1 pseudogene is annotated in these 502 nt (G+C 56.4%); it reads right to left on the bottom strand.

The features are described from left to right. Positions 1 to 353, bottom strand: a pseudogene (locus tag Q0835_RS30105) (group II intron reverse transcriptase/maturase); the annotation flags it as partial. Positions 354 to 502 lie beyond the last annotated feature (149 nt).

Below are 502 nucleotides of genomic sequence, written 5' to 3'. Positions count from 1 at the left end.
GCCATCAGCATGGCGCGCTGGACGATGCGGTCTGTCAGGGTCGGTATACCCAGCGGTCGTAGCTTGCCATTGGCTTTAGGGATATAGATCCGCTTGACCGGCTTCGGGCAATAGTTACCCTTCAGCAGGTCAGTTCGCAGATCGGTCAGATGGCGCTCCAACCCGGCCTGCATTCGTTGCTTGTCTATTCCATCTATGCCCGGGGTCCGTGCGCCGCTTGACGCCAGAACCATCCGTGCAGCCTCGGCAAGCCATTCCCGATTGGCAATCAGCCGAAGAAGACGATCAAACCGTCGGTTTGGATCGCTCTCGGCCCATGTTGCGAGCTTGTGCTGCATTTCGATGATTATCAAAGGTCTTCACCTCGCTTGGTCAGATAGTTTGCACTGCAAGCAGTTTGAACTATTCCCCTTCGCCATGTGATGGGCTTTCCCCACCGCGGACTACTACGGGAACTCCGCCGACATGATGGACATCAGGGTCAACTCCCTTGTGACGCAGA

Source organism: uncultured Roseibium sp. (assembly GCF_947499295.1).
In the GTDB taxonomy this organism is placed as follows: Bacteria; Pseudomonadota; Alphaproteobacteria; order Rhizobiales; family Stappiaceae; genus Roseibium.
Note: the sequence above shows the minus strand (reverse complement) of the source record. Positions and strands in the feature narration are given on the sequence as shown.